Origin of the sequence: Gemmatimonas sp. (genome assembly GCF_031426495.1) — a bacterium.
Classification (GTDB): domain Bacteria; phylum Gemmatimonadota; class Gemmatimonadetes; order Gemmatimonadales; family Gemmatimonadaceae; genus Gemmatimonas.
Genome location: NZ_JANPLK010000013.1, coordinates 82,385 through 103,761, shown reverse-complemented (window position 1 = coordinate 103,761; position 21,377 = coordinate 82,385). Strand labels below are relative to the sequence as shown.

Here is a 21,377-nt window from a genome sequence, read left to right as displayed (position 1 = left end):
ATACGTGTGACTCTTCTCTCTCGCTCATCGCGTCGCCTCGCGTCATATGCTGTGGTGGCGCTGGTTCCAGCCATCGTACCGGCCGTGGCGCAGGCGCAGTACCGGCAGCCGCCGCAGCCGATCGCACAGATTCTCGACCAGCCGGCGACGCCGCTGGTGCAGATGAGCCCCGACCGTCAGCGTCTGCTGCTGTTGGAGCGCCCGGCGCTGCCACCGATCAGTGAAGTGGCCGCCTTCGAGTATCGCTTGGCCGGTCTGCGCTTCGATCCGAAAACCAGCGGCCCCACGCGAGGGCAGAGCTACACGGGTCTGTCGCTTCAGGCCGTGAGCGGTGGTGCGGCGCGCAGGATTCAAGCGTCGATTCCCGCCGGCGCCAGCATTGAAAACGTGTCGTGGTCGGCCGACGGTCAGAAGATCGCTTTCACCGTGACCAGCGACGACGCGATCACGTTGTGGATCGCCGATGTCGCGACGGCGCAGGCCAAGCTGCTCACGTCGCAGCGTCTTACGGCAATTCTGGGCAGTCCCTGCTCGTGGGTGTCGACCGCCGCGCTGGCCTGCACCTTCGTGCCTGCTACGCGCCGCGCCGCACCGGCCATGACGTCCGCGCCGGAAGGGCCGATCGTGCAGGAAGCGCTCACCGGACGAAGTGATCGTGCGGCCACGTATCAGGATTTGCTCAAGAGCCCGTTCGACGAGGCGATCTTCGAACACTATGGCACGAGTCAGCTCGCGATCGTGTCGCTTGATGGCACCGTGAAGGCGGTCGGCGCGCCGGGCATGCGCACCGACGTGAACGCGTCGCCGGATGGACGATTCCTGCTAGTCAGCACGCTGTCGCGTCCGTTCTCGTATACCGTGCCGCTGAACTTCTTCCCCACGCGCACTGAAGTGTGGTCGATGGACGGCGGGGTGGTGAAGTCCATCTACACGCGTTCGCTCATCGAGCGCGTGCCATGGGGTGGCAACGGCGCTCTGGCCGGTATTCGTAACGTGCAGTGGCGTCGTGATGTCGATGCCACGCTGGCGTATACGGAAGCACTCGACGGCGGCGACAGCGACTCGAAGGCCGACAAGCGCGATCGCATTGCGTTGCTCGAGGCGCCGTTCACCGGCACCCCGAAGACGCTGCTGGAAACGAGTTGGCGCGCCGGCGCGATCACGTGGGGCACGGCAGGTCTCGCCATTGCGCGCGAGAACGAAGGCAAGACACGGAAGACGCGCGCATGGATCATTGATCCGTCGGGCGCCAAGACACCGCGGTTGCTGTGGGAGCGTTCGAGCGAAGACCGCTACGCCGATCCCGGCGACTTCCTCACCACGCGTGACGCACGCGGCCAGACGGTGCTGCTGACCACGCCCGATAAAAAGGTCGCGTTCCTGACCGGACTCGGCGCCGGACCGGAAGGCGATCGCCCGTTCGTCGATCGCTTTGATCTGACCACCGCTGCCAAGACGCGCCTGTTCCAGAGTGCCGCGCCGTACTACGAGCAGCCGATCGGGATGCTCGATGTCAAAGGCACCATCGCCCTCACGCGTCGCGAGTCGAAGGCCGACGCGCCCAACTATTTCGTGCGCGATTTCGTGCGCCGCATCGCGCCGCGCGCACTCACGCAGTTCACCGATCCGGCGCCCGTATTCTCAGGTGTCACCAGCCAGCTGATCACGTATACGCGGCCCGATGGCGTGAAGTTGTCGGCCACGATCTATCTGCCGGCCGGCTACGACAAGGCGAAGGACGGCCCGCTGCCGTTCTTCCTGTGGGCGTATCCGCTCGAGTTCCGCTCGCGCGAAGCGGCATCACAGGTGGTCGGCTCGCCGTACCGCTTCGTGCGGCCCAGTGGCGCGTCGCATCTCTTCATGCTGACGCAGGGATACGGCGTGATGGACAATCCCACCATGCCGATCGTGGGCGTGGATGGGAAGGAGCCGAATGACACGTACGTCGAGCAGCTCACCGCAAGCGCGAAGGCCGCGGTGGACACGATCGTGGCGATGGGCGTGGCCGATCGCGATCGCATCGGTGTGGGCGGACACTCGTATGGCGCCTCCATGACGGCCAACCTGCTGGCGCACACGCGCCTGTTCCGCGCCGGCGTGGCGGAGAGCGGTGCGTACAATCGCACCCTCACGCCGTTCGGCTTCCAGGGCGAAGAGCGTACCTACTGGGATGCGCCCGAGCTGTACGGTGCGATGTCGCCCTTCACGTATGCCAACAAGATCAAGGATCCGATCCTGCTGGTGCACGGCATGGCCGACAACAACACCGGTACGTATCCGATTCAGAGCGAGCGTATGTATCAGGCGCTCAAGGGGAACGGCACCACGACGCGCTACGTGCAGTTGCCGGGTGAGTCGCACGGCTACCGCGCCCGCGAGAGCGTCGGACACGCCCTCGCCGAAATGACAGCGTGGCTCGATCAGTACGTGAAGACGAAGAAGCGCACCACGATGTGAGCGGCGTGACCATGACGGGAGTCGTACAGATTCGTACCCTGCGCGAGCAATCCAATCAGGCGATTGCCGCGCATGACGCCGACCGCACAGTGTCGTTCATGGCACCGGATATCGTGGTCGGCGTGGCCGGTGGCCCCACGCTGAACGGACGCGTCGCGTCGCGCGAGGCTTTCGCCGAACAGTTCGCCGACAAAGCGTTCGTGACCTACGTGCGCACGATCGAGCAGATCACGCTGGCCGACCCGATGCGCGCCACCGAGCGCGGACGCTGGGTCGGCCGGTGGCGCCTCAAGGCGGGGATGCACGAACAGGGCGGCAACTATGTTGCCGAGTGGCGCTTCAGCGAAATGGGCTGGCTGATCCACTCGGAGACATTCTTCGAGGCGTAGCTACGCTTTCCTCGTTACTGCTTCATGGCCGGCTTGGCGGTCGCGATGCCGCCGCTCTTGAGATAGTCCACGGCAAGATTTGTCATCGCGCGCACGCCGGTCGGCAGCGCGGCCTCGTCGGCGAAGAACAGCGGCGAGTGGTTGGCCGGCTGAGACTTTTGATCCATCCCCTTCGGCGCCACGCCAAGGAAGTAGAAGAGTCCCGGAATCTCCTTGGTGAAGGCGGGGAAGTCTTCGGAGCCTGTGACGGGATTGATGGTTTTAAAGCCGCCATCGCCCGCCGTGCGCTGCAGCGTTGGCGTCATCTTCTCGAGCAGCGATGCGTCGTTCTGCGTGATGAGTCCACCGATGGACAACGTCACCCGCGCCGTGGCGCCGCCGGAGTGCGCGATGTCTTCCACCGTGCGCTTCACGCGGGCGTGAATGTCTTTGCGCATCTCGGGATCGAAGGTGCGGATCGTACCGATCATCACCACACTGTCGGGGATGATGTTGCCGCGATTACCGCCCTGAATCATGCCGATCGTGATCACCGCCGGCGCGGCGGTCACGTCGATCTGCCGGCTGGCCACGGTTTGCAGTCCCATCACGATCTGCGCTGCGATTACAATGGGATCGACACCCGACCACGGCGCCGAGCCGTGCGTCTGCCGTCCCTTCACGACGATGTCGATCTGATCGGCGGCGGCCATGAATCCACCGGCGCGCGTGCTGAGGGATCCCAACGCCGACGGCCACACATGCAAGCCGAAGATCGCCGAGGGACGCGGGTTCTGCAGGGCGCCGTCGGCGATCATCGCCTCAGCGCCACCGAGTCCTTCCTCGGCCGGCTGGAAAATGAACTTCACCGTGCCGGGAATGCGCTCCTTCATGCCCGCCAGCACTTCGGCGGTGCCCATCATGATCGCGACGTGATTGTCGTGTCCGCAGGCGTGCATCACGCCGACTTCCTGGCCGTTGTACATCGTGCGGACTGTGCTCTTGAAGGGCAGGTCCACCAGCTCCGTCACGGGGAGCGCGTCCATATCGGCCCGCAGCGCGACCACCGGCCCTGGCTTGCCGCCGCGCAGAATGCCGATCACACCGGTCTTACCCACGTTCGGCTGCACTTCGAGTCCGAGCGCGCGCAAATGCTTCTCCACCAGGGCAGCGGTGCGCACCTCCTGATTCGACAGCTCGGGATGCTCATGAATGTCGCGACGCCAGGCGATCACCTTCGGCATGACCGCCGTCATGCGCGTTTCGATCTCCGCCGCGAGTGGGTCGGCGGCTTTACCCTGCGCGGCAGCGGGTGACGCAGCAGCCGACAATACGAGCGCGGCCGCGGCCAGCGCATGAGAACGTGTGCGAGGCGTCATGGCAGTAAGTCCGGAATGAAGAATGTTCAGGCTTCGGAGACGATAGCGTCTGCCACGATAGCATCCGCTTCGATTTCCACCAGATACTCAGCGCCCACGAGCTGCGCTTCCACCAGCGTATTGGCCGGCAGGATGTGACCGAAGCGCTCGCCGTGGGCGCGCGCGACCGGCTCCCAATGGTCCACGTTTGACACGAACACGCGGGTGCGCACCACGTCCTCCAGTGTGCCCCCAAGCGACTGGATAGCGCCGGCGATCTTGTCGATCGCGAAGTGCGCCTGTGCGGCGGCGTCGGTGCCGCCGATGAGGCGATCGCCATGCGTGGCGGTGGTGCCCGACACGGAGATGGACTGGCCTTTGCGCACGGCGCGGCTGTAACCAGCCATCGGCTCCCACACGGTGCCGCTGAGGGCGAGCGTGCGTCCATTCACGCCTGGGCGCGTGGTGAACGGGGCAGGAAACTGCGAGACATGATGACTGAGGTCACCGCTGGCCGTGAGATACGGCGCGTGGCGATACTCGTCACCGCAGTCACCAGGAATGGCCGAGAGCGCCGACTGGGCGTCGGCGATGGTGCGCAGATCGCTTTCGTCGAGCGTAAACGTGAATAATTTGGCCGTATCGGCCACATGTGCCGACTGGCCGAGCCGCGCGCCGACAATCACGCCGGCCACACCGGGCTGATCGAGCACCCACTTGCTGGCCACGGCGGCAATCGAGACGCCGTGCTTCGCGGCCACCGCGTGCGCCGAGCGTAGCACGCCCTGAAACGAGGCCCAGCCACCGGCGGCACGAATGAACCGGCCGTACTTCATCTGCGACCAGGTGCTCAGCCCGTCCCAGTCGGGCTCGGCGGCGCCCAGCCAGCGCTCACTAAGGAATCCGCCCAGCAGCGTGCCGTAGCAGAGCACGCCGACACCGTTCGCCAACGCATACGGGGCGAGCTTGGTGGTGAAGCGCGTATCGAGCAACGATCCACTCACCTGATTGCTCGCAATGCGAATGCCGCTGGCCACCGCGACACGCAGGTGCGCGGTATCGACGTTGGTGAGGCCGATCGCGCCGATGCGTCCGGCATCGCGTTCGGCTTCCAGATACCATAACGCATCGAGCCAACGCGGATCGGCGAAGGTCCAGGCGTGAAACTGCAGTACATCGATGCGGTCGGTGCGCAGTCGGGCGCAGGCGCGATCGACGGCCGTGCGCACATCCGCGGCAGTCACCGGGCCCGGCTCGGGCACCCACTTGGTGAGGCACTGCACCGATGTGCCGGGCCTCCCCTGCTGGCGAAAGATGCCCGCCACTTCTTCGGCCGACCCGTAGTGATCGGCCATGTCGAAGGTCGTGAAGCCGTGCTCGAGATACTCGGTCATCGCGTGCGCGGCCGCGTCGCGATCGAACACGCGCCCGTCGCGCTCCATGTCGGCCAATTGCCAGAGACCGGTCAGTACACGGGAAATCTCGAGACCGGGCGCAAGCGTGTAGCGGGGAATCGTGGTCATCTATTCAGGAGGAAGTACAGCCGTGATCGCGTTCAGGTCGCCGCCGCGGCGAGCGAGGGCGCGGGTTTCACGCCAGTAGATCGCGCTACCGATCACCATCACGATGATCCAGACGGGTGTGGAGCGCGCGTACCATACGGAGACATCGGTATGCAGGTCGCGCCAGGTGTGTACCACCAGCAGGACCGACAGCAGCACGACTGCCGTACCGGCCACGGTGATCTGCAACGCGCGCGACGGTAGCACACGCATGGCGTGCGCGAGCGCTGGATTCCGCGACGGCAGTCGCAGCACCGACACCGCCATGATGATGAAGTTCACCAGCATGGCGGTGACCAGGATGTCGACGCCCAGAAAAAAGTCGCCGGCGAAATGACCACCGAAGATGCCGATCGTGGCCAGCACGGCCGACACGAACAACGCCACGTGCGGTGTGCCGTATCGGCTGTGCACGGCAGCTAGTCCCTGCGGAAATACGCCATCCTCCGCCCAGGCGAAGCACAGGCGTGACACGCCCAACAGCATGCCGGGCAGGTCATTGATGAGCGAGACGGCCGCGCCCGACACCATGATGATCGCCACCAGCGGCGACGTGAGCGGTGCGAGCAATCCGGGTGCGGTGACGTCGCGCACGCGACTCTCAGCCGCCACGTGCCACCACGGCACCGTGTGGTACACGGCGGCGGTAAACAGAAAGTAGAACGCGCCCACGATGGCAATCGTGAGACCGATGGCGAGCGGAATGGAGCGCGTCGGGTTCTTCGCCTCACCGCCCGCCTGGGCGATAGCATCGAATCCAATGAAGCTCGAGAACAGTATTGCCGCCGCCGGTGGTACGACCAGCCAGAACGAGGCACGGGCCGGTTCCGGCGGCAGCGCGCGCTGTTGCGACGCCAGCAGTTCGACGTACTCGGCCGGCGAATGCGAGAAGCCCGTCACAATCACGAGACCACCACATACGAACATCACCAGCATGAGCGGCAGGAGCGTATTTGCCACGGCGCGCACGCCGCGGAGGTTCACGAACACGAACGTCCACAAGAAGAGCAGGGCGAGTACCAGTCGTACCAGGCGCTGATCAAGTGCAGCGGCCACCGTGGTCCACTGCGCCGCCGCGGCGATGTCGCGCAAGAACGGTGGGATGACATACGACACCACGCCGATGGCGATACACAAGCCGAACCATTGCGAGAAGCTGGCGAGAAAGCCCGCGTAGGGGCCGATCGCACGGCTGGCGTATACATAGGATCCGCCGGCGCGCGGCATGGCGCTGCCCAGCATGGCGTAGCACAAGGCGGCCAGCGCGGCCGGGACGGCGGCTAGGGCGTAGGCCACGAGCACCCAGTCGCCCACACCGGGCACGGTGCGTTGCAGCGCAAAGGGGACGATGTTGATGCCGGCCCCTACCATCGAACAGATGCCGGTGGACGCCAGAGCGATCACGCCGAGCTCGCGGCGTAGTCCGGTGGGGCGTGAGGGCACCGTCACTGCGAGTACGCCAATTCGCGGCCGCCGCGATAGGCGCGCACACCGCGTTCGGTGTCGTTGAGCAGCAGCAAGGCGTTCCGTCGTCCGTACTGTCGCATGAGATCGTGCATCAGAGGGGCGTCGTCATCCCACGGGTAGCCGAACACGACGTCGAAATCGTCGAGGGCTCGGCCAAGTTGGAGGTAACCCGATGGCCCGTCGCCAATGGTGTCGGATGCGTCGTCACCGCCAAGCCGCTTGTACCCGGTGGGGAGAAAGCTACCGGTCACGAACGTGGCCTGTGAGTCGAAGCGCCCGGCCAGGGCGCGCGCGGTGGTCACCAGCGAGGCATCGAGTTCGATCCCGTAGGCGTCGAAGCCCATGATGTCGGCCATGATGGTAATGACGCCGGAGGCCGAGCCCCATTCGAGAAAGCGTGCGCCGGGGGCGCGGTGCGCCCACAAGGCGGAACGCACCGCGTCGTAGTCGGCGGCGACGAAGGAATGGAAGTCGCGATCGCGTACGTTGCGCTCGAAACGCTCCCAGATGCTCCATCCTTCGGCGCAAATCGCGTCGAGCCGCGCCTTGAGCGCGGCATCCTCAGCAGCGTGCAGTGTCGCGACCCGCTAATCGAGGCGCGCGCGCGTGTCGCCGCTAACGGCGTGGGTCCGCACGGTTTTCATGATCCGGGCCATGTCGGCCTCGTAGCGGTCGCGCTCTTCGGGAGACCACAGCTCGACATTCGCGGCCGCACGAATGGAGGCGAGCATCTCATCCACCAACTCGCGTAACCGCGGATTGTGGCGGCGCTCCGGTCCTTCCCGATGGGAACTCGTCTGGGCGTTACTCATCGCAGTAATGTGGCCACGGTTGCCACGCCTCGTCAGAGGGGCCACGGGGGCAATCGCTTGATCTCCCGCCGGAAGTCGAACACGGGGGCGAACGTGGGATTTCCTACCGGAAGGGGCGCTACGACAGGTCTAGCGAGCTCGACCATTCCGGCGGGCGGCATCGACGCGCCGCTTCCCCCGCCGCCCACACGTTCGCCACCGTGGTCAACTTCCCCATCCGCCCACACGTTCGCTCCAGTGGTCAGTCGTGGAGGACCCGCACGGCGGGCGTCTCGAGGTCGTCGTACTGCCCGCTCTTGGCGCTCCACACGAACGCCAGCACGGCGCCGCCCACGATGATGAGGGCCAGCGGTAGAACCAGATAGATGACGCTCATGAGATTGACTCCGTAGTCTTCGATCGCGGAAACGTGCTGCTGTACCAAGAGCCCAGGACGACGGTGATCGAACTCGTCGGCATGAGGATCGCGGCGATGAGCGGGGTCAGCAGGCCGAACACCGCAAGACTGGCTCCGATGAGATTGTACGCGATCGAGAGGGCGATATTGCGGCGAATCACGCGCAGCGTGCGGCGCGAGCCTTCCGTGAGCTCGACCAGCGCGCCGAGTCCCGGTCGCGTGAGGTAGACGTCGGCGGTAGCGAGACACGCTTCGGCCCCGCCATGCACACCGATGCCCACGTGCGCGGCGGCAATCGCCGCCGCGTCGTTCACGCCATCGCCCACCATGACAACGGTGCAGCCCGACGTGGCCTTGAGTCGTTCGACAAAGGCGAGCTTGTCCTCGGGCGAGACTGCGCCGATGGAGTCTTGCGCTTCGAAGGCAAGCGCCCGGCCCACCGACGCAACCACGTCCTGGACATCACCACTCAGCATCACGGTCCGCCACCCGCGTCCACGCAACTGCTGAAGCGAGACGAGTGCGTCCTCGCGTACCCGATCGCCAAGACCTGCTATAGCAACGAGCACGCCATCAATCGCGATATGGACCGGCGTAAGTGTGCGATCGAGGTCATTTATCACAGGGTGCAGCGATTCATCGATCGAAATCATGGATTCCCGCACAAAACGCGGCGATCCGACACGTACGGCGCGTCCATCAACGGTGCCTTCGAGTCCACCGCCGACAACGTGGCGTGACGCGGACACGGTGGCCGTGGGCAATCCGGGCCAGGCGCGACGAAACCCATCGGCCAGCGGATGCGAGGATCCATCTTCCAATGCGAGCACCAGCGGCTTCACCCAATCGGGACCATGCCACGCGGCGAGGGCCGTGCGTCCTTCGGTGATGGTGCCCGTCTTGTCGAGCACGATGATGCCGGGCGTTGCCAGCAGTTCGAGGGCATCGCCGCCCTTGATCAGCATACCACGACGAGCCGCGCGCCCGACCGCGACGGTGATCGCCAACGGCGTGGCGAGGGCAAGCGCGCACGGGCATGTCACAATCAGGAGCGCGATCGCATCATCGAGCGCGTGCGCCGCCGACAGCTGTGACTTGATCACAAAGGTCGTCGCGGCGGCCAGCAGTACGACGGCAGTGAAGATGCCCGCCATGCGATTCGCCATCTGCACGATCGGCGCGCGACGCTTGGCACTCGCTTCGACCTGTCGCATGAGCTTCGCAATCCGGCTCGTCTCGCCGGCCTGTTCGACCTGCACGCGCAACGGGGATTCGACGTTCAACGTGCCGGCGTAGACCATCTGGCCAACGCTGACCGACGTCGGACGCGATTCACCGGTCAGCAGCGCCGCGTTCACACTCGAATGCCCGCGCATCACCACGCCGTCGGCGGGGAAGGAGTCACCCGCCCGTACATCGAGTAGCATTCCCGGCAGGAGCGCCTCACTCGGAATGTCGCGCACGATGTCGTTCTCGACCACGCGAGCCGTGCTGGGCGCAATCGCGTGCAACTCTTCGGCGGCGTCGACCGCCATGCGCTGACCGCGCTGCTGCAGGAAGCGCCCCACCAGCAACGCGAAAATCAGCAGCGCCAGTCCGTCGAAGTAGATCGGACCCGAGTCGGTGATCGTATTCATCGCGCCGCGCACGAACCCGGCCGCGAGCGCGATCGCGATCGGCAAGTCCATGTGCAGCGCGCGCGTGCGCAACGACGCCCAGGCGCCGGTGAAGAACACGCGGCCCGGCCAGATGAACGCCGGCACCGTGATCGCGAAACTCACCCAGCGGAAGAAGCGCGTGAAGTTGGCGTCCATCGTGTTGAGTTCGCCGGCGTAGAGCGCCAACGCGGCGAGCATCACGTTGATCGCGATGGCACCCGCAATGCCGATGCGCACCAGCATCGCGCGGTCCTCGCGCTTCCGCATGTCGGCCCGCGCCACGCCGCGAAATGGATGCGGCGGATAGCCCAGCGTATCGAGCGACTGCGCGATGCGAGACAGCGGCACCGTGGAGATATCCCACTCGACGACCGCCAGGGAGCGCCGGACATCGAGCTCAGCCCGAAGCACGCCCGCTACCAGCAGCGGCACGCGTTCCACCAGCCACACGCACGACGCGCAATGCACCCCCTCGAGATAGAGCTCGGTGCGTGACAGGCCGTTGGGCAGCGCGGTGACGTAGAGATTGGCGAACGCGGGATGATCGAACTCGTCGTAGCTGCGCCCCGATGCCCGGATCGGTGCTTCGCGTCGCTCAGAGAATCCGTAGTACGCATCGAGCCCGTGCGCGTGCAGAATCCCGAAGGCGGTATGGCAGCCGCTGCAGCAGAACTGCCGCTCGGCGTCGGCTTCCAGCAAGCCCTCGGGCACGGACAGACCACAGTGCGCGCACAGCACGTCGTCGGCAATGGTCGCCGTCATCATGGTGGTGTGCACTACATGACACCCGCGTGTTGCATCGAGAAGCGTCCCGAGATTGAGAGCAGTCCCATGACCAGCACCAATGCGGCACTCAGCATCGGCAGCCGTTGGCGCAGCGGACCGAACAGCCGCTGCGCGCCGAGTCCGACGGCGAGCAACGCCGGTACCGTGCCGAGCCAGAACACCGCCATCGTGAGCACCCCGGTGCGGATGCTTCCCGAACCGCCGGCGGTCGCCACGAAGACATACAGCCAGCCACAGGGCAGCATCGTGGTCAGCAACCCGGTGAGCCACGCGCGCGTGGCCATGGGCTGTTCACGCACGGCGTGCAGGATGCCACCCAGCGCGCGTTGCCACGACTCCGGAGCACGCAGCGCACCGAGCCGCACGCCACGCTGGGCGGCGATGGTGCTGATCGCCCAGCCTACCATCAACGCACCGGCTACCACCGCGGCTGCATGCTGCAGTCCGGCCAATGCCCCCAACGACGATACGCCGGCCCCGATCGCGCCGGCGATGGCGCCGAGCGTGAGATACGAGGTGAGACGCCCCACGTTGTACATCGCATGCGCGCGCAGGGCCGCCGCATCGGTGCCGCTGCCGGAGCCCGCGTAGAAGCACACGAACCCGCCGCACATACCGGCGCAGTGCACGCTGCCTACGAGGCTAGCCACCAGAATGCCCGATGCCGTTCCGATCATCGCGAGCGCCCGGTACCGGCGGCGCGTACGCTGGCGCGCACGGCGGTGATGCGCGTGCTCGCGGTGAAGTGCGACGTGTCGCGCTTCGCGTTCACGCGCACTTCCCATTCGCCGGGCGTGTTGATCGGCAGGGTGGCCGTGTACACGCCGGCGCCTTCGTCGGACAGCGTAGCCGTGGTCAGATCATTGGCCCGCGCGTTGAAGAGCACCGTCGCCTGAACCGTGGCACCGAGCAACGGCAACGCTTTTTCGTCGCGCAGTACCACGCGCAGGCGCGTGGGTTTCCCCGCCACGATGGAGTCCGCGAAGGTCTGCACGCCCCAGCCGAGATCGAGATTGCGGTGGGTCTGCGCCATCGTGGAGTCGTAGAACACCGCCTTCTTGTAGTAGTCCGGCTCGACCGAGAAGGAGGGGTCGTTGTTCGCAATCCGCATCATCACCAGATTCGCGGCAACGGTTGCCCCGAGAATGACCGTAATGCCGATGGGCCAGCCCATGCCCGCTTTCATCGAAATTTGCCCGTTGGAGCGTTCCCGACCGGGCCGAGCAGCCGGTACTGTTCCGACTCCTGATAGCGACGGCCGTCGGTGACGCTGATGGTGATCATGCGCTCGCCGTTCGTGAATGCCCGGCGCGGGAGCAGCACGAACACGCTGGTAGCCCGCGTGGCGCCGGCATCGACCTTCAGCGGATTCTCCGGGGCCACCACGGTGATCTCGTCAGCGCGAATGCCGGCCTCGGCGATCCCGTCGAGCGTGACCGTGTACTGCATCGCCTCGCTGCGACGATTGGTGATCTTGATGCGGATCTGGTTTGATACGCGTCCGTCGGCTTCTTCCGTGAACGGGCCATCGCGTCCGCCGCGCAGCACGGTGAGATCGGCCGACTGCTTGCGTAACAGGGCGGTGATGAGGCTGCCGATGAGGATGGTGAGCACCACGGGATAGAGCATCGTGCGCATGCGCAGCAGATGCCGCGGCTTGCCCGCGATCGCGTCCTGCGACGAATAGCGAATCAGCCCAGTGGGCTTCCCCACCTTCGTCATGATGTCGTCGCAGGCGTCGATGCACTGCGTGCAGTGCACGCACTCCATTTGGAGGCCGTGGCGGATGTCGATGCCGGTCGGGCAGGTCTGCACGCAGGCGCCGCAGTCGATGCAATCGCCCGCCTTCGGATCACGGGTCTTGCTGGCGTGCTCACGCGGTTCGCCACGCACGTCGTCGTACGCCACGATCACCGACTGACGATCGATGAGCGCCGCCTGCCAGCGACCGTACGGGCACACGATGAGGCACGTCTGTTCGCGGAAGTACGTGAAGTTGAACCACACCAATCCCGTGAACAGGACGACAAAGAAGAAGGCCGTGGGGTGTTCCGACGGAGGGTTGGCCATCCAGCCATACAGCTGATCGGTGCCGACGAAGAACGCGAGTAGCGTGTGTGACACGAACAGTGCCATCGCGAAGAACGTGAGGTATTTCGCGATGCGCCGTGGCGTGAACCACGAGCCCTTCTTGTCGAGATTCCGTGAACCCGTGTAGCCGCCGTCGAACCAGCGGCCGATCGGACGGAACAGGAATTCGAGATACACAGTTTGCGGACAGGCCCAGCCACACCACGCGCGTCCGAAGAGCGCGGTGATGAGGAAGATGCCGATCACGCCGCTGCCCATCACCAGCATGAACAGCAGCGTATCGGTGGGCAGGAACGTGTAGCCCATCAGGGTGAACTGGCGGTGCGGCAGATCCATGAGAAACACGGGCTTGCCGAACACGCGCAGATGTGGCGCGGCGAAAAACGCCGCCATCAGCAGATAGGCCACGACCTGCCGCTTGCGCCACCACGCACCGTGTGAGGGTTTGGGACGGATCCAGCGGCGCGTGCCGTCTTCGTTGAGCGTGGGGAGTACCCGCCCCGAAGGGGGTCTCACGGGGTAACCGGTGTTCCTTGTGCTGCCTTCGGGTTCGCAGGATTCGATCCCTGCAACGATGCCACGTAGGCCACGACCTGTTCGACCTGTTCCGGCTTGAGCATGGTGCCCCAGGCCGGCATGCCCTTCTCGAGCACGCCATTGGCAACGGTCTCGTAGATGTCGGTGAGCTGTCCGCCGTGGATCCACGCATTGTCCGTGAGGTTCGGGCCAATCAACCCACCGGCGTCCATGCGATGGCAGGAGGCGCAGTACTTCTTGAATGCCTCCTCGCCTTCATGCACGGCGTCTTTGTCCTTCACCATCGCCAGCAGCTTGTCACCGGAGATCTCACCGGATGGCGCCGGATGTGCCAACGCGAACTTCTTCATGTCGTCTTCGTAGTCCGCGATGCGTCCCTTGCCGTTGCCGACCGGGCCGATGTTGAACACGTAGATCACCGAGAAGATGATCGTGCCAGCGAACGTGAGCAGCCACCAGCGCGGCATCGGATTATCGTACTCTTGAATGCCGTCATACGAGTGCTCGATGAGCCGGTCGTTCGTGGACTTGAAGTCCTTGTTGTCCTTGTTGTCCTTGTTGTCCTTGTTGTCCTGCTTGTCCTGGCTGGACATCAGTCAGCGCTCCTGAGAGCGAGGCGTGATCACGTGATCATCCTCGAGTGGCAGCAGTGACGCCTCATGCAGCTCGCGGCTCCGTGATGGAAGAAACGTGCGGATCGTGATGGCGACGAACACCCCAAGAAAGAGCACCAGCGCGATCTCGGCGTAGTTCGAGAGATCGGCGTAGCTCATGATGTCGGAGAGCTTCATTGTGCCCCCTTCGCGGTGGTGTTCTGCACCTTGATGTCTCGGCCGAGGCGCTGCATGTAGGCCACCATTGCCACGATCTGCTTGTCCTCGAGCCCACGCGGACCGCCCTGCTCGACAATGGCGGCAGCAATCGTCTTCGCCTGTTCGCGCGCCATGGCCGGTGCCTTGTTCACCGCATCGCCGTAGGGCACGCCAACCATCGCCATCGCATCGACGCGCGACTGGATTTGCTCGAAGTCGATCGTCTTGGTCAGGAAGTGCGAGTAGGCCGGCATGATCGACTTCGCCGTGACGGCGCGCGGATTCTCGAAGTGGCGCACATGCCAGAGGTCGGGATACTTGCCGCCCTCACGTGCCAGATCGGGTCCGATGCGACGCGAGCCCCACAGGAACGGATGCTCGTACACCGACTCACCCGGTTTCGAGTACTCGCCGAAGCGCTCGGTCTCGTAGCGGAACGGACGCACCATCTGCGAGTGGCAGTTGAAGCAGCCTTCCGCGATGTACATGTCGCGGCCGGCCAGTTCGAGCGGCGTGTACGGCTTCACCGATGCAATCGTGGGCACGTTCGACTTGATCAGGAACGTGGGCAGGATCTCGAACAGCGAAGCCACGACCACGGCAAGAATCGTGAGCGCCGTGAACAGCATCGGCGCGCGTTCCCACGCGCGGTGCCACTGCACCTGATTGAAGCGCGCCCAGAGACCATTGGCCGGCACCGCCGGCTTGTCGTCCACGTACTTCGGCGACAGCGGCGCCGCTTCGATGATCGGCACCTCGTACTGAGCCGGACGGCGCATCCACGTCATGATGATGTTCCAGCCGAAGATGAACATGCCGACGATGAAGAACGAGCCGCCGACCACGCGCATCCAGTACATCGGCATCAGCTTGAGCACCGTTTCCACGAAGTCGGGATATGCCAGGCGTCCCGTTTCGTCGAAGGCGCGCCACATGAGGCCCTGCGTCACGCCGGCGCTGTAGATCGCGACGACATACAGCACGATGCCGACGGAGCCAATCCAGAAGTGCAGCTCCATCGCCTTCTTGCTGTAGATCTCCGTCTGGAAGAGCCGCGGCAGCAGCCAGTACACCATGCCGAACGTCATGAAGCCGTTCCAGCCCAGGGCGCCCGTATGTACGTGGGCGATGATCCAGTCGGTGTAGTGGGCGAGCGCGTTGACACTCTTGATCGAGAGCATCGGGCCCTCGAATGTGGACATGCCGTAGGCGGTGATGCCGACCACGAAGAACTTGAGGACCGGGTCGGACGCGACCTTGTGCCAGGCACCGCGCAGCGTGAGCAGGCCGTTGATCATGCCGCCCCACGAGGGCGCCCAGAGCATGACCGAGAAGAGCATGCCGACGGTGCTCGCCCACTCGGGGAGCGCCGTATAGTGCAGGTGGTGAGGCCCGGCCCAGATGTACATGAACACCAGCGACCAGAAGTGCAGGATGGACAGCTTGTAGCTGAACACCGGCCCTTCGGCGGCCTTGGGCATGAAGTAGTACATCAGGCCGAGGAACGGCGTGGTCAGGAAGAAGGCCACGGCGTTGTGCCCGTACCACCACTGCATGAACGCGTCCTGCACACCGGCGTAGATGCTGTAACTCTTGAACAGCCCGGCCGGCATGGACAGGTTGTTGAAGATGTGCAGAATGGCGACCGTCACGATCGACGCGATGTAGAACCACAGCGCCACGTAGATGTGGCGCTCACGCCGCTTGATCAGCGTGCCGAAGAAGTTCACCGCGAACGCGACCCACACCACCGCAATCGCGATGTCGATGGGCCACTCGAGTTCGGCGTATTCCTTGGCTTGGGTGAAGCCCAACGGCAGGGTGAGCGCCGCGCTCACGATGATGGCCTGCCAACCCCAAAAATGGAATTTGCTCAGCCCATCGGAGAACATGCGCGCCTTCAGGAGCCGCTGCGTGGAGTAATAGCAGCCCGTGAAGAAGGCATTGCCGGCGAACGCAAAGATCACCGCGTTGGTGTGCAACGGACGCAAGCGTCCGAAGGACAGCCACTCGACGTTGAAATTGAAGATGGGATTGGCGAGCTGCAGCGCGATCAGGAGACCGACAAGCATGCCCACTACGCCCCAGATGAGCGTGGCGAACAGGAACTTGCGTACGATGGCGTCATCGTACGAGAACCGGTCGAGCGTCGCGGCCGACGCGCGCGGCACGGCCGACGCGGCCGCGCTGGGTGCGGGGGTCATCGAATGCCTCTGGCGATACGTGGAAGGGGGGTCATGGGTGGTGAGTGTAGGCCGCTACACCTCGTTCGCCCGTCAGGAAGCCCACCGAATCACGTCGGGGAATCCCCGATTCTCGCCTGTCAGATACGAGAAGCGGGCGTGGCCAGTTGGTCACGCCCGCTCACCCCTATCGCACGATTGGCGTCCTTACGCCGCTTTGCGCACTGACCGTCGCCTCGGCGCCCCATCGACCACGAACCGCTCGCTCTGCGCCCGCTGCGCCCGCGCCTGCGCACTCAGCTCCTGCGCCGCGCTGGCCGACTCCTCGGCGTTGGCGGCCGCGTTCTGCACCGTGCCATTGAGGGCCGCCACGGCATCGCGGATCTGGTTGATCCCGTCCTGCTGCGAGCTCGTGGCCTGCCCGATCGACTCCATGATCGCGTTCACACTGCTGATGCGCGTCGAGACCTCGCGCAGTTGCGTCCCCACTTGGTTCGAAATCGACACGCCACCTTCCACCCGCTGCACGGCTTGATCGATCAGCTCGGCCGTGGTTCGCGCGGCGTCGGCACAGCGCAGGGCAAGCGCCCGCACTTCATCGGCGACGACCGCAAAGCCGCGACCCGCGTCGCCGGCCCGGGCTGCTTCCACCGACGCGTTGAGCGCCAGCAGGTTGGTCTGGAAGGCAATCTCGTCGATGGTCTTCACGATCTTGGCCGTTTCGCGGGCCGCGGTCCGTGTCTCGTCCATCGCCGCCATGAGGCGTTGAACCTCGCTCACGCCGTTGCCGGCGGCGCTGCTGGCATCAGCCGTGGCGGTCCGGGCTTGCCCCACATCGGCCGCGTTCGACTGGCTCAACGACGCCAACTCCATCAGGCTCGCGCTCACTTCCTCGAGCGACGCCGCCTGCTCCGACGTGAGCTGTGCCAGGTTGTCCGAACCGTTCGCGATCTCACCAGAGGCGCCGTCGATCTGTTCGGACGACGAGCGCAGTTCGCCGATCGCGTCGCGCAGCTGCTGAAGCGCGCTATCCATCGCGGTCGCCGTCACATCGTACGTCTTCCCGAATCCGGTCCCGATCACGCTCGTCAGGTCGCCGTCGCGCATGGCAACAATGGCGGGCGTAAGGGTGTCGAGGAAGCGCTGGGTGCTGGCATGGTCCCGCTCGCTGGACACGCGGAGCTCCTCGACGGTGCGGGAGGCGTCGACCATACGGGTGGCCACCGAGCCGAAAGCGCCGTGAAGGCCACTCTGCTCGGCGAAGCGCATTGCGCGACGCTCCTGCACGGCCAGCCCGAGTTCGGCCGCTCCATGATCGAGTGACCGGACCGCCGCGATCACCGTGCGCACCGCTGCAGCGACGCCGTCTCCAACGGGCTCGCGGTCCACGCGTCCCTCGCCCAAGGCCTCGAGCGACTCGAAGACCTCCTGCGTGGTCGCCGCCTCGCGGTGCAGCTGCACCGACATCCACACCAGAATCGCACTCTCGAACACCACGAACAGGGCATGTACCACGACGATCGCGTGACCACCGACGTTATGGTTCAACAAGTAGACGCCCGCGCCCATGCCCTGCATGACATGAAAGCCGACATGGTGCACGGCGATCGTGACCGCGGCCGCCACGATTACCCGCCAATCGCGGTAGACGAGCAGGAAGGCGAGCGACGCGAACACGTGAAAGTGTGCCTCGATCATCCCATGGGCTTGATGAATGAAGATGCCTGAATAGGCCATGAATCCCATGCCAATCACCAGCCGCGTGATCTGCGCGCCGGCGGCCGATCGCGACAACCAGAAGGCGCCGAGCGAAATCGGCAGCGCAACGGCGAAGGCCGTCGTCCAGGCGCCGTGCAGCGTCGCCATGGCGAGAGCGATCGGAAAATGCACCAACAGGACAAGACCCAGCAGGCGGTCAGCGGCCACTCGGCTTCGGCCGAGCACCGTGTTCGTTTCAACGATGGACATTGAGATCTCGAATGGAGCCAGCGGCTCCGACCGGGGTATCGGCGAAACGGCGGCGCCGTCGCCGGTCCGTTTCATCGCTTGGATACACGCGCACCGCTCAAGCTTTCGCCGGCACGGCCGTGCCAAGTGAAGTATCGGTCAGGTACGCTGATTCTTCAGGCCGCCGCATCGGTGTCCGCGAGACGAAATTCACCGGCCTTCAAATTCGCTATACTTCTCATATGAGCCAGCACTCGGACTCCGCCCTCCCGCCCAACCGGCGCGCATTCCTCACCACCGCCGCCCAGCTCGGTCTCGCCTCGTTGGCGGCGGTCGTCGGCGCGCGGGAGCTGGTCGCCCAGCCCTCCCCGAAGCGCACCCCCGTTGCCGCGTTGCCGCCGATGACGGTCTACAAAGACCCGAATTGCGGCTGCTGCACGGAATGGGTGAGTCACGTGAAGAAGGCCGGATTTGTGGTCACCGTCCGCGACACGGCCGACATGTCCAGCGTCAAGGCCTCGTTCGGCGTCCCCTCGGCCCTCGAATCCTGCCACACGGCCCGAGTCGGCGCCTACGCGATCGAAGGGCACGTGCCGGCCGACTTGATCCAGAAGCTGCTCCGCGAGCAGCCGGTGGCCCGCGGATTGGCCGTGCCCGGCATGCCGATGGGCTCGCCCGGGATGGAGCAGGGATCGCACAAGGATGCCTACGACGTCGTGCTCTTCGACAAGGCCGGCAAGACCCGGGTGTACGCGTCGCGTTGATGGCCACCGAGACGGAAACCCCGGCGGTGGAGAGCTGCGCCTGGCCGCTTCGGGTGGAGCACGCGCACGACGATGATGTGCCAGATATCGTCGCCCTGAACAACATGTTCGCCCCCGACGGACTCACGCTGCATCGCAGCGAAGCGTTCGTGGTGAGCCATTTGGCCGACTATCAGGTCGTGCGCGGCGCCCACGGCGAGCTGTTGGGACAGGTCGCGCTCGACGAGTACTCGCCGTCCCTCGTAGAACTGGTGTCGCTCGCGGTGGCGCCCGACGCACAGGGACACGGCCTCGGGCAGCGGCTGATCACGGCTGCCGAAAAGCTCGCCATGGAGCGCGGCTATCCGGAGCTGTTCGCCATTTCACTAGCCGAACCGCTGTTTCTGCGCATGGGATTTCACGAATCCACGATTCTGCGCTATCCCGAGAAAATCGCCCGCTATCGGGCGATCTCCCGCTCAGAGCTCTCGATTGGTCGGAAGTTCTGTTTCGCGAAAAAGCTGACGCCGTTTCCGACGGCGGGCTGACGGCGCATGGGTAGCCGACGCGCCGACACGATGACTGCGCGGGCTGCGGCACTCTGTACTTTGCGGGTCGGCCCCGCCGCCATCGGTGTGAGAATGCGGATCTCGAACGTCGCCTGTCGCAGCGCGACGACCCGCGGTAGATGTGCCAATAGCGTTTCTTCACCCACCCAGCAAAGCGTTTCGCCCTGACCGTCGGCGGCGTGGGCCGACAGCGCGATCGGGACCACCGGCACGCGGCTCATCACGGCTGCCTGTAGCAGCGACGAGCGGAACGGCAACACCTGCCGACCGGTGGTGGTGGTGCCCTCGGGGAAGAGCACGACCCGCGAGCCACTCTGGAGCGCGTCGCTGAGCTTCGCGATGGCGCGTCGCAGATCGCGTTTGCGACGTCGATCGATCCAGATCACCCCGAGTGCCTCGCCAAGCGCACCGATAAACGGCCAGTGGCGCACGTCGTCCTTTGCCACGAAGGTGCAATCGAAGCGCGCTACCATCGCCACGATGTCGATCCACGAGAGATGGTTGGCCACCAACAGGGCCGGACCGGGTGGCAGCTGCCCGAGCGTGCGCACGTCGATACGAAGCAGGCGCAGCACGCCACGACAGAGCCATCGGACCACGAAGCGCACGAAACTGCAGCCGAAGCCGCGCCTCACCCGAAGAGGGACGCGTAGCTCCGGGCATCCATGTCGTGCACGTCGAGCAGCACCAGGAAGTCGGTGGTTCCGAAGGCGTGGTCGAGCGCGGGTGCGCCACACACCTTGGCGCCCAGCGACAGATAGCCTTCGAACAGTGGCGGCAGGGTGGCGCTGAGTGACGCGGCGTCGATCAGCGGGCGCACGCGGCCGTCATCGGGAAGTGCCCTCGCGGCGGGACGCGGACGTACCAGAATCCGGTCGTGGAAGGCGCTGCGCGCGTGAAGGGCCCGCCAGGCCTCGACGGCCGGCTCCACGTCGATACCGCTGAGCGAGCAGCAACCGAACAGATAGCGTTTGTCGTTCCACTGCAGATAGCGCGCAATCCCCTTCCACAGGAGACGAAGGACACGCCCTGATCGATGTGCCGGGTCGACGCAGGCGCGACCGATTTCGACCGCGCCCATCAGCAGGCTTCCCGGTACGGCACCAAGTTCGAACAGCGTGGCGCTGTAGAACCCATGACGCGTGGCGGCCATGACGGCCGTTTGCAAACGGTAGGTGCCGACCACGACTCCCGAACTGCGTTCGCAGATCATGAGGTGGTGAAACCAGGGATCCCGTTCATCCGCCTCACGCGCCGCCGTCGTCGTTGTCGCCGTCGTGGCGTCGTGCGCTCCTTCACCGAGCTCTTCGCAGAACACCCGGTATCGCAGCGACTGCACCGCGTGCAGATCCTGGCGGGACCACGCGAAGCGCAGCACGTACTTGCCCGTCTCGACGATGCCGGGTGGGATGCCGTCCACGTGGTGTGGGAAGACGTCGGCCTCGAGTGGCGCGACCGTGTGCGATCCGTCGCCAGCCGGCGTCAGGTAGGGGGTGTTCGACGCGTCGAATGCGCGAGCGAGCATGTGGCCTCCAGTGGTCGGTGACGTCCGTGGCTGTATGCTCGGACAGTTCAACCTGAGGCGCTGTGGTACCGAACCGGCGCGCAAATGACCACGGAACGGTCACCG

The 21,377-nt window shown here is 65.2% G+C and carries 20 protein-coding genes; 4 read left to right on the top strand and 16 right to left on the bottom strand.

Annotated features, from left to right (window positions below; genetic code table 11):
• Window positions 1–6: 6 nt before the first annotated feature.
• Together RMP10_RS04135 and RMP10_RS04130 are read left to right on the top strand one after the other, a co-directional pair.
• Window positions 7–2,457, top strand: coding sequence for a prolyl oligopeptidase family serine peptidase (locus RMP10_RS04135; protein ID WP_310569161.1), 2,451 nt, complete (start codon window positions 7–9; stop codon window positions 2,455–2,457).
• Window positions 2,412–2,846, top strand: coding sequence for a nuclear transport factor 2 family protein (locus tag RMP10_RS04130; protein ID WP_310569160.1), 435 nt, complete (start codon window positions 2,412–2,414; stop codon window positions 2,844–2,846). Before RMP10_RS04135 ends, RMP10_RS04130 begins: the two co-directional genes overlap by 46 nt.
• A 14-nt stretch (window positions 2,847–2,860) precedes the next feature.
• Here the strand turns inward: RMP10_RS04130 and RMP10_RS04125 are convergent, their stop codons facing one another.
• From RMP10_RS04125 to RMP10_RS04060, 14 genes are all read right to left on the bottom strand, one after another.
• On the bottom strand, window positions 2,861–4,204 hold the full coding sequence (locus RMP10_RS04125; RefSeq protein WP_310569159.1) for an amidohydrolase: 1,344 nt from the start codon (window positions 4,202–4,204) through the stop codon (window positions 2,861–2,863).
• Between the two features lie 26 nt (window positions 4,205–4,230).
• Window positions 4,231–5,706 carry an aldo/keto reductase gene (locus RMP10_RS04120; protein ID WP_310569158.1) on the bottom strand — a complete coding sequence of 492 codons (1,476 nt, stop codon included), beginning with the start codon at window positions 5,704–5,706 and terminating at the stop codon, window positions 4,231–4,233.
• Window positions 5,707–7,194 carry an APC family permease gene (locus tag RMP10_RS04115; RefSeq protein ID WP_310569157.1) on the bottom strand — a complete coding sequence of 496 codons (1,488 nt, stop codon included), beginning with the start codon at window positions 7,192–7,194 and terminating at the stop codon, window positions 5,707–5,709.
• Window positions 7,191–7,649 (bottom strand): hypothetical protein, encoded by a 459-nt coding sequence (locus RMP10_RS04110; protein ID WP_310569156.1) that lies wholly within the window; start codon window positions 7,647–7,649, stop codon window positions 7,191–7,193. Before RMP10_RS04110 ends, RMP10_RS04115 begins: the two co-directional genes overlap by 4 nt.
• Before the next feature lie 150 nt (window positions 7,650–7,799).
• Window positions 7,800–8,024 carry a hypothetical protein gene (locus RMP10_RS04105; RefSeq protein ID WP_310569155.1) on the bottom strand — a complete coding sequence of 75 codons (225 nt, stop codon included), beginning with the start codon at window positions 8,022–8,024 and terminating at the stop codon, window positions 7,800–7,802.
• Between the two features lie 241 nt (window positions 8,025–8,265).
• Window positions 8,266–8,400 (bottom strand): cbb3-type cytochrome oxidase assembly protein CcoS, encoded by a 135-nt coding sequence (gene ccoS, locus RMP10_RS04100; RefSeq protein WP_309672822.1) that lies wholly within the window; start codon window positions 8,398–8,400, stop codon window positions 8,266–8,268.
• Window positions 8,397–10,856, bottom strand: a complete 2,460-nt coding sequence (locus RMP10_RS04095) for a heavy metal translocating P-type ATPase (protein WP_310569154.1) — start codon at window positions 10,854–10,856, stop codon at window positions 8,397–8,399. The genes ccoS and RMP10_RS04095 overlap by 4 nt, the downstream gene beginning before the upstream one ends.
• The gene (locus RMP10_RS04090) at window positions 10,856–11,542 is read right to left on the bottom strand and encodes a sulfite exporter TauE/SafE family protein (protein ID WP_310569153.1); all 687 of its coding nucleotides are present in this window, start codon (window positions 11,540–11,542) and stop codon (window positions 10,856–10,858) included. Before RMP10_RS04090 ends, RMP10_RS04095 begins: the two co-directional genes overlap by 1 nt.
• Window positions 11,539–12,051: a FixH family protein gene (locus RMP10_RS04085; RefSeq protein ID WP_310569152.1), complete on the bottom strand. Its 513-nt coding sequence runs from the start codon at window positions 12,049–12,051 to the stop codon at window positions 11,539–11,541. Before RMP10_RS04085 ends, RMP10_RS04090 begins: the two co-directional genes overlap by 4 nt.
• Window positions 12,048–13,472 carry a cytochrome c oxidase accessory protein CcoG gene (gene ccoG, locus RMP10_RS04080; RefSeq protein ID WP_310569151.1) on the bottom strand — a complete coding sequence of 475 codons (1,425 nt, stop codon included), beginning with the start codon at window positions 13,470–13,472 and terminating at the stop codon, window positions 12,048–12,050. The genes RMP10_RS04085 and ccoG overlap by 4 nt, the downstream gene beginning before the upstream one ends.
• On the bottom strand, window positions 13,469–14,086 hold the full coding sequence (locus tag RMP10_RS04075) for a cbb3-type cytochrome c oxidase N-terminal domain-containing protein (RefSeq protein ID WP_310569150.1): 618 nt from the start codon (window positions 14,084–14,086) through the stop codon (window positions 13,469–13,471). The genes ccoG and RMP10_RS04075 overlap by 4 nt, the downstream gene beginning before the upstream one ends.
• Window positions 14,087–14,089: 3 nt before the next feature.
• Window positions 14,090–14,284 carry a cbb3-type cytochrome c oxidase subunit 3 gene (locus RMP10_RS04070; protein WP_310569149.1) on the bottom strand — a complete coding sequence of 65 codons (195 nt, stop codon included), beginning with the start codon at window positions 14,282–14,284 and terminating at the stop codon, window positions 14,090–14,092.
• Window positions 14,281–16,509: a cytochrome-c oxidase, cbb3-type subunit I gene (gene ccoN / locus RMP10_RS04065; RefSeq protein WP_310569148.1), complete on the bottom strand. Its 2,229-nt coding sequence runs from the start codon at window positions 16,507–16,509 to the stop codon at window positions 14,281–14,283. Before ccoN ends, RMP10_RS04070 begins: the two co-directional genes overlap by 4 nt.
• Before the next feature lie 186 nt (window positions 16,510–16,695).
• Window positions 16,696–18,456, bottom strand: a complete 1,761-nt coding sequence (locus RMP10_RS04060; RefSeq protein ID WP_310569147.1) for a methyl-accepting chemotaxis protein — start codon at window positions 18,454–18,456, stop codon at window positions 16,696–16,698.
• A 221-nt stretch (window positions 18,457–18,677) separates the two neighbouring features.
• Here RMP10_RS04060 and RMP10_RS04055 point away from each other — a divergent pair, with 221 nt between their 5' ends.
• Window positions 18,678–19,199, top strand: coding sequence for a DUF411 domain-containing protein (locus tag RMP10_RS04055; RefSeq protein WP_310569146.1), 522 nt, complete (start codon window positions 18,678–18,680; stop codon window positions 19,197–19,199).
• A complete protein-coding gene (locus tag RMP10_RS04050) occupies window positions 19,199–19,726 on the top strand; it encodes a GNAT family N-acetyltransferase (RefSeq protein WP_309672832.1) in 528 nt (175 codons plus the stop codon). Before RMP10_RS04055 ends, RMP10_RS04050 begins: the two co-directional genes overlap by 1 nt.
• Here RMP10_RS04050 and RMP10_RS04045 read toward each other — a convergent pair.
• Both RMP10_RS04045 and RMP10_RS04040 read right to left on the bottom strand, forming a co-directional pair.
• Complete coding sequence (locus RMP10_RS04045; protein WP_310569145.1) at window positions 19,639–20,346, bottom strand: lysophospholipid acyltransferase family protein; 708 nt, start codon at window positions 20,344–20,346, stop codon at window positions 19,639–19,641. The two genes, RMP10_RS04050 and RMP10_RS04045, sit on opposite strands and share 88 nt — an antisense overlap.
• Window positions 20,347–20,378: 32 nt before the next feature.
• The gene (locus RMP10_RS04040; RefSeq protein WP_310569144.1) at window positions 20,379–21,272 is read right to left on the bottom strand and encodes a GNAT family N-acyltransferase; all 894 of its coding nucleotides are present in this window, start codon (window positions 21,270–21,272) and stop codon (window positions 20,379–20,381) included.
• Between the last annotated feature and the right edge of the window lie 105 nt (window positions 21,273–21,377).